Genomic DNA, 7,217 nt, shown 5'->3' on the forward strand with positions numbered 1-7,217 from the left:
GAACGACTTCACTGGTCGGCCCTCCAGCGCTTGTCGGGGCTGTTCGAGGCGCTTGCGCTTTTTGTTCTTTGTTCAGAAGTTAAGGTATAATAGATACACGATATAGTAAGGATGATGGTTATCTGTGTTAAGCACCTGGAAGAGTGCTGTGAACAGGTGGGCTTTAAGGAGGGAAAGCTTTGAAGGTGCTGCAAACGATCGTTGTCAAGCAGGTACTGACAGAAGAAAGCAAAGAAAAAATCCACCGTAAATACCATTCCAAAAAGCTTCAGCTCCAGAAAGAATGCGATCAACTGAGATTTGAACGTAAGAAGCTTGAAAAATCAAAGCAGTTTTCGCCTGAAACACTGAAAAAGCATTTTGAGCAAAAAATAAAAACCCATCAGGAAAAAATCAAGCTCCTGGATTTTCAAATAGATCAATTACATATTCTTCCGCTAGGGAGTGAATGGAAAGAAACAGAGCTTCAAGGGATTGTTGAAGTGAATATCGGTGATCAATGGGAAACATTAGGAAAGACGATAATTGTAAAAGATGGCATTGTAACCGAAATACGCGAGAGGTGATAGGAAAGATGGAGAAGTTTTTTAATGTCGGAAAAATCGTCAACACTCATGGAATCCGTGGCGAGGTAAGAGTGATCTCGAGGACGGACTTTCCAGAGGAGCGCTTTAAAATTGGAAATTCGCTATTTTTATTCATGCCAGGTTGTAAGGATCCGGAGGAATTGATTATAAAAACCCACAGAACCCATAAAAATTTCAATTTGCTGACATTTGAAGGTTTGGATAATGTTAATCAGGTTGAAAGATTAAGGGGTGGGATTCTCAAAGTTCCTGAGACACAGCGCGGTGAATTGGCGGAAGACGAGTTCTATTTTCAGGATATTATCGGCTGCACGATGATGACGACATCCGGTGAAGAACTCGGCAAAGTAATCGAGATTCTCACCCCAGGTGCAAACGATGTTTGGGTCGTTAAAGGAGAGAAGAGCAAGGAAATCCTGATCCCGTATATAGAAAACGTTGTGAAAAAGGTAGACGTCAAGGAAAAGATTATTGTGATTGAGCCGATGGAAGGGCTTCTATGATGATGAACATCGATGTTCTGTCTATTTTTCCGGAAATGTTCGAGGGTGTATTGGGCCACTCCATTTTGAAAAAGGCTTCTGAAAAAGGAGCGGTGCAGTACAATATCATCAATTTCAGAGAGTTTGCAAATGACAAGCACCAGACAGTCGATGACTATCCATATGGCGGCGGAGCTGGCATGGTATTAAAGCCCCAGCCAATTTTCGATGCGGTGACATATTTAACAGAACAGGCAAAAAGCACTCCACCAAGAGTCATTCTTATGTGTCCCCAGGGGGAAAGGTATACACAGAAAAAGGCCGAACAGCTAGCACAGGAAGAACATTTGATTTTCATCTGCGGACATTATGAGGGATATGATGAAAGAATTCGTGAGCACATCATTACCGATGAAATTTCGATCGGAGATTATGTCCTCACAGGCGGCGAGCTTGGGGCAATGGTCGTAATTGACAGCGTTGTTCGCTTGCTTCCCGGTGTACTGGGCAGTGAACAGTCCCATCTCCAGGATTCCTTCAGCACAGGCCTGCTTGAGCACCCGCACTATACTAGACCGGCAGATTTCCGGGGAATGAAGGTACCTGAAGTGCTCGTCTCCGGAAATCATAAGTTGATCGAAGACTGGCGGATGAAGGAAAGCATGAGAAGGACGCTGAACCGCAGGCCGGATTTACTCGAAAACGCAAACTTGACGGATCAGCAAAAAAAATGGCTCGATAAGCTGATTAACGTTAATGAATAGTATTGCAGTTAGCTCCTATTTATGGTAAGATACTTCTTGTGGCCAAAAGCAAACGTGCTATATGCCGCTTATAACAATGTTCCGCTGCAATGAAACTGTGCAAGAGCATTCGTGGGAGGAGTTGAAAACGATGCAACAATTAATCGAAGAAATCACAAAAGCACAACTTCGCACAGATCTTCCATCTTTCCGTCCTGGTGACACGGTACGTGTTCACGTTAAGATAGTTGAGGGAACTCGCGAACGTATCCAGTTGTTTGAAGGTGTAGTGATTAAGCGTCGTGGTGGTGGAATCAGTGAAACTTTTACAGTCCGTAAGGTTTCTTACGGAGTAGGCGTTGAGCGTACTTTCCCTGTCCACACACCGAAAATTGCGAAGCTTGAAGTAATCCGCCGCGGTAAAGTTCGCCGTGCAAAACTTTACTACCTGCGTAACCTGCGTGGTAAAAAAGCCCGGATCAAGGAAATTCGATAAGAATGAATGTCAAAAAGGAGCTTGCTACCTAGCTAAGCTCCTTTTTCATTATAAAAAATTTTTTTAAAAAATCATCACCCATCGTGTTTATCGTGACTGACTTATGTAAAATAAAGCTATGTACTTAAACTACTTTTATTTAGGAATGGTGGGAAAAGAATGGCCGAAAACAAGAAAAACGAACTATGGGAATGGACGAAAGCGCTTCTGATCGCTGTCTTACTAGCAGCAGTCATCCGATACTTTTTATTTGCACCCATTGTCGTGGATGGATTATCGATGATGCCGACCCTGCATGACCAGGATCGGATGATTGTTAATAAGCTAAGCTATAAAATCGGAGAGCCTGAAAGATTTGATATCATCGTTTTTCATGCACCCGAGAACAAAGATTACATAAAAAGAGTGATCGGCCTTCCTGGTGATAGGATAGAATATAAAAATGACACGCTTTATGTAAATGGCAAAGCATTCGAAGAACCATACTTGGAAGAATATAAAAAAGAGGTAATTGATGGACCGCTGACGGACCCTTTCACGCTAGAAGAAAAGATTGGCACGGCAACAGTCCCTGAAGGGCATCTTTTCGTTATGGGCGATAATCGCCGTTTCAGCAAGGACAGCCGTCATATCGGCACTGTTCCATTCGAAAAGGTCTTGGGACAAACAAATATCATTTACTGGCCAATTAAGGACTTCCGTACAATCGATTAGTCCTTGGATCATCAAGATGCAAACAGATAGGAGGTGGCTGCTTTGACAATCCAATGGTTCCCAGGCCATATGGCGAAGGCACGCAGAGAAGTCACGGAAAAATTAAAGCTAGTCGATGTCATATTTGAGCTGGTAGATGCGAGAATTCCGTACTCATCGAGAAATCCGATGATTGAGGAAATCATCCAGCATAAACCAAGGATCGTTTTATTGAACAAGGCGGATATGGCCGACAAAGCAGTCACCGAGGAGTGGCTGCGCTACTATCGGCAAAAAGGGGTTACTGCACTAGCAATCAATTCACAAGCCGGGACGGGCTTAAAGCAAATTGTCCAGGAATCAAAAGTGCTGCTTAAGGATAAACTGGACCGCTTAAAATCTAGAGGGATCAAGCCAAGAGCAATTCGAGCGATGATTATCGGTATTCCGAACGCAGGGAAATCAACTTTGATCAATCGTCTAGCTGGGAAAAATATCGCCCAGACCGGAAACAAGCCGGGGGTAACGAAAGCTCAGCAATGGATCAAGGTTGGAAAAGAACTTGAACTTCTTGATACTCCGGGGATCCTCTGGCCAAAGTTTGAGGATCAGGAAGTGGGAACCAAGCTCGCGATAACAGGGGCCATTAAAGATACAATCCTTAATCTTCAAGATTTGGCTGTATATGCTTTAAGGTTCTTGGAAAAGCATTATCCTGATCGTCTTCAGGAAAGATACAAGCTTTCCGCATTCCCTGAGGATATCGTCGAACTGTTTGATGAGATTGGCGATCTCCGGGGTTGCAGAATGCCTGGCGGGTTTGTTGACTACGACAAAGTCGCAGAACTAGTAATCAGGGAAATACGCACGGAAAAATTAGGTCCTCTTTCTTTTGAACGACCACGTGACTTGTTGCGTGATGAAGCAACAGATAAATAAATTGGAAAATAAAGGTCCTGATTTCAGGTCCTTTATTTTATCTTTTTCTTGCCGATACATACTATAGACATAATTAGGGGAAAAAGGATATGAATAATTGGACAATTGCCGAAATTGATCGGCTGCTATTCAGCAATAAGAAAGTCGATAGAGAATTTATTGAGAAATGGAGAACTGACAACCGCAATGGTGTTCAAAAACTCATCGCAAAGTGGGAAAAGCAAGAAGTGCAAAAAGAACATGCCCGCAGACAATTTGTTGAGATGACTTTGTTTGAAAGAAAGTATTGGTCCGAGGGTTTCAAGCTCATCGCCGGAATCGATGAAGCCGGCCGCGGACCGTTAGCCGGTCCGGTTGTTGCTGGTGCGGTCATTTTGCCGGAGGATTTTTATCTTCCAGGTCTCAATGATTCTAAGAAACTGTCAAAAGCGAAAAGGGAAGAATTTTTTGACATCATTCATAACCAGGCTCTTTCTGTCGGAGTCGGAATCATCGAAGCAGCCGAAATTGATGAAATCAATATTCTTGAGGCAAGTAAAAAAGCAATGCTCCAAGCGACAGCCCAATTGAAAATCCTTCCTGATTTTCTGTTGATTGATGCAGTCAAGCTTGAAACACCTTATCCATTTGAAGCATTAATCAAAGGGGATGCCAGAAGCGTTTCCATAGCCGCTGCTTCGGTCATTGCAAAAGTAACTCGTGATCGGCTGATGATGGAGCTGGATGACCGATACCCGCAATATGGCTTTCAGGCTAATATGGGTTATGGAACCGCTGCGCACCTGACTGCCCTGAAAGAACACGGGGTAACAGACCATCATCGGAAAACCTTCGCTCCCGTAAGAGAGTGTATTCAGCAGACTTGGCAAAGCGGGTGAACCATGGAAACAGGAAAGCTTAAAAGTTTATTTACCGAAAAGACAGCAAAGCAGACCCAAATGACCGAATTCCGCCCAGGACAACTCATCAATGGGAAAATCATCAAGCTTTACCCTGAGCACATAGCAGAGGTGCTAATCGGAAGCCAAAAAGTGGTCGCCCAATTAGAAGTGCCGTTATCAGCTAATGAACGTTACTGGTTCCAGGTTCAGCCTGGAGAAGGAAAGATCCACTTAAAGCTGATCAGTTCAAGTGCGAATGAGAAGGACCAGCACGGAAGCATGACGAGAATCCTATCGGAATTAGGATTGCAGCCGACTAAAGAAAATCTGGATCTAGTCCGTTTTTTTATCAAGGAACAGCTTCCAGTCAATGGTGAGCTTCTTAAACTCTCATCCGAATGGTTAAAAACGGTTGAATCCAGGACTGCTGGTCAGGATGCGATCAAGATGCTGCTGACAAGGGGCATGCCTGTAACCAAGACTGTATTTGAGGCACTTTATACAACCACGAAGGAACAGTCCCTCGTAATGCTAATGGAGCAGCTTGGAAAGTCTTTGGAGGCAGCAGAAGAAACAGAGACGGTTGCAAGCCTGAAAAAACTATTGGATGAGATGCTGCCAGCAAACAGGAATAGTTCCTCTGCAGCCGTATTGAACCATCTTGCTTCAATATGGCTCGGCAGCAATGGCAAACGGAGCGAAGCCGCTTTGGATTTGCTTCAACAGTACGGAGCGATTCCGGTGAAAAGCAGTGAAAACAATGTTTTACAGCAGCTGGTATCAATTCTTCAAAATCTCGATGGAACAGAAGAAAACCTGCCAGAAGGATGGAGATTTGTAAAAACAGTCTTAACGCTCATCGAGAAGGGAAACGGTGCTTCCGCACGTCAGCTAATGGCAAGTTTCAGCCCCAAAACCCCCTTTTCTGTCGATGTCGTCGCAGACTCACTTGCGTTCATTTTTGACAGGACTAATGGCAAGGACACGAATTTGCAAACAGGACTCCTTGCCTTTAAACAGCTATTATCACACTCGAATGTCAGCGACTCCCTGCCCCTCCTACTTGCTGGGGAGGCAGACTGGGGTCAAGCAGGCTTAAAGCTGTTAGAGGCTGCAGGAAAACAGCAGCAAGCGAGTATAGGGGCTCTCCATGCGCAGCTGGTAGCAGAAGCAGCTGTCCATGCAGAGCCAGCGCTTGCTCTTCAGGAAGAGGGAATCTCCCTTTTGTCCGATACAAAAATAAAGGGATTCCTTTCTGCTCTTGGCCTCTCGTTTGAACATCATCTAAGTGAAGTCTTAAAGGGAGGAGAGCAGGGCAAAGTACAAGTACCAGATACACTTAAATCACTGACCCTCCGCTTGTTGCATGAAGATCCTCCGCTGGCTGTCAAAGAGGCTGCAGAGCCGTTGGTAAATAAACTTACAGGCTTTCAGCTGCTGTCGCAGGAATCAGGTCCAATTCAGCAGCTCGTAGTCCAGGTCCCTTTTATTCAGGGAGGCAAGACAAGCGAACTCTCGATGCAGTGGAGCGGGAAAAGGACGGAGAATGGCAAAATAGACGCTGATTTCTGCCGTGTCCTCTTTTATCTAAATCTACAGCATCTTGACGATATTATTATCGATATGCAGGTTCAGAATCGAGTCATGAGCATTCAGGTTTTTAATGATCACCCCGAGCTTAAAAAACTGGCCGAACAAATGACACCAGTATTGAAAAAAAAATTGACTAAATTGAATTATCAACTGTCTGCTGTTCATTTTCATATGCCTGGACAAGGGAAAGCGGAACGGACTGAACGCAGTCTAGCAAAATTATATGAGCAAAATGAATATAACGGGGTGGATATAAAAATATGAAAACTCCTAAGTATACAAGAAAGACAGCAGTGGCCTTAGGGTATAACGCCGATAGTGCAGAAGCCCCAAAAGTGGTAGCAAAGGGCAAGGGTCTGGTTGCTCAGCAGATCATCGAAAAAGCAAAAGAGCAAGATATCCCCATCCAGGAGGACCCATCCTTGGTAGAAGTATTATCGCAACTGGAATTGAATGACAGAATACCAGAGGAACTGTACCAAGCAGTGGCCGAGGTTTTTTCGTATATCTATCATCTCGATCAGCAAGCAGGGAAACGAAAAGCATAGTTTGTATCAGCATAAATAGTTTTTTAGAAGAATAAGAAACCACCATGGCTACGAATCCGTAGCCACCATCTACAATGAAAATGAATTTCTATTTTGATACAAAAGTATAAAATTCACTCTGGGAATTTTCTAGCTCCAGCGCCTATGAGTCTGTCCGATAAAATTTTTTTAGCGTATAATTATGTGAGAATGCTTCCTATTCATCCGTTTTATTGTATAAAAACATTCATTTTGAATAAAAATACGTGGATTTCA

At 43.8% G+C, this 7,217-nt stretch carries 9 protein-coding genes; all 9 read left to right on the forward strand.

Annotated elements, in window-relative coordinates:
* The first annotated feature begins 179 nt into the window (after window positions 1–179).
* The 9 genes from UB32_RS16760 (at window position 180) to UB32_RS16805 (ending at window position 6,962) form a co-directional block, all read left to right on the forward strand.
* Window positions 180–566: a YlqD family protein gene (locus UB32_RS16760; RefSeq protein ID WP_044395864.1), complete on the forward strand. Its 387-nt coding sequence runs from the start codon at window positions 180–182 to the stop codon at window positions 564–566.
* Window positions 567–574: 8 nt separating this feature from the next.
* Window positions 575–1,090 (forward strand): ribosome maturation factor RimM, encoded by a 516-nt coding sequence (gene rimM / locus UB32_RS16765; protein ID WP_044395866.1) that lies wholly within the window; start codon window positions 575–577, stop codon window positions 1,088–1,090.
* Between the two features lie 2 nt (window positions 1,091–1,092).
* Window positions 1,093–1,833, forward strand: a complete 741-nt coding sequence (gene trmD / locus UB32_RS16770) for a tRNA (guanosine(37)-N1)-methyltransferase TrmD (RefSeq protein ID WP_128721579.1) — start codon at window positions 1,093–1,095, stop codon at window positions 1,831–1,833.
* 130 nt (window positions 1,834–1,963) lie between these two features.
* Complete coding sequence (gene rplS, locus UB32_RS16775) at window positions 1,964–2,308, forward strand: 50S ribosomal protein L19 (protein WP_044395869.1); 345 nt, start codon at window positions 1,964–1,966, stop codon at window positions 2,306–2,308.
* Between the two features lie 159 nt (window positions 2,309–2,467).
* Window positions 2,468–3,022, forward strand: coding sequence for a signal peptidase I (gene lepB / locus UB32_RS16780; protein WP_044395870.1), 555 nt, complete (start codon window positions 2,468–2,470; stop codon window positions 3,020–3,022).
* A 42-nt stretch (window positions 3,023–3,064) separates the two neighbouring features.
* The gene (gene ylqF / locus UB32_RS16785) at window positions 3,065–3,940 is read left to right on the forward strand and encodes a ribosome biogenesis GTPase YlqF (protein ID WP_044395872.1); all 876 of its coding nucleotides are present in this window, start codon (window positions 3,065–3,067) and stop codon (window positions 3,938–3,940) included.
* 89 nt (window positions 3,941–4,029) lie between these two features.
* Window positions 4,030–4,818 carry a ribonuclease HII gene (locus UB32_RS16790; RefSeq protein ID WP_044395875.1) on the forward strand — a complete coding sequence of 263 codons (789 nt, stop codon included), beginning with the start codon at window positions 4,030–4,032 and terminating at the stop codon, window positions 4,816–4,818.
* Between the two features lie 3 nt (window positions 4,819–4,821).
* Window positions 4,822–6,678: a hypothetical protein gene (locus tag UB32_RS19130; RefSeq protein ID WP_052807089.1), complete on the forward strand. Its 1,857-nt coding sequence runs from the start codon at window positions 4,822–4,824 to the stop codon at window positions 6,676–6,678.
* Entirely contained in the window at window positions 6,675–6,962 is a 288-nt protein-coding gene (locus UB32_RS16805) for an EscU/YscU/HrcU family type III secretion system export apparatus switch protein (protein ID WP_044395877.1), read from the forward strand. The genes UB32_RS19130 and UB32_RS16805 overlap by 4 nt, the downstream gene beginning before the upstream one ends.
* Window positions 6,963–7,217: the final 255 nt, after the last annotated feature.

Origin of the sequence: Mesobacillus subterraneus (assembly GCF_000934845.1) — a bacterium.
Taxonomy (GTDB): Bacteria; Bacillota; Bacilli; order Bacillales; family Cytobacillaceae; genus Mesobacillus; species Mesobacillus stamsii.

Bases quoted from the DNA above. Each gene is read 5' to 3' on its own strand.
- rimM (WP_044395866.1), top strand. From the start codon at position 575: ATGGAGAAGTTTTTTAATGTCGGAAAAATCGTCAACACTCATGGAATC.
- trmD (WP_128721579.1), top strand. From the start codon at position 1,093: ATGAACATCGATGTTCTGTCTATTTTTCCGGAAATGTTCGAGGGTGTA.
- rplS (WP_044395869.1), top strand. From the start codon at position 1,964: ATGCAACAATTAATCGAAGAAATCACAAAAGCACAACTTCGCACAGAT.
- lepB (WP_044395870.1), top strand. From the start codon at position 2,468: ATGGCCGAAAACAAGAAAAACGAACTATGGGAATGGACGAAAGCGCTT.
- UB32_RS16790 (WP_044395875.1), top strand. From the start codon at position 4,030: ATGAATAATTGGACAATTGCCGAAATTGATCGGCTGCTATTCAGCAAT.
- UB32_RS19130 (WP_052807089.1), top strand. From the start codon at position 4,822: ATGGAAACAGGAAAGCTTAAAAGTTTATTTACCGAAAAGACAGCAAAG.
- UB32_RS16805 (WP_044395877.1), top strand. From the start codon at position 6,675: ATGAAAACTCCTAAGTATACAAGAAAGACAGCAGTGGCCTTAGGGTAT.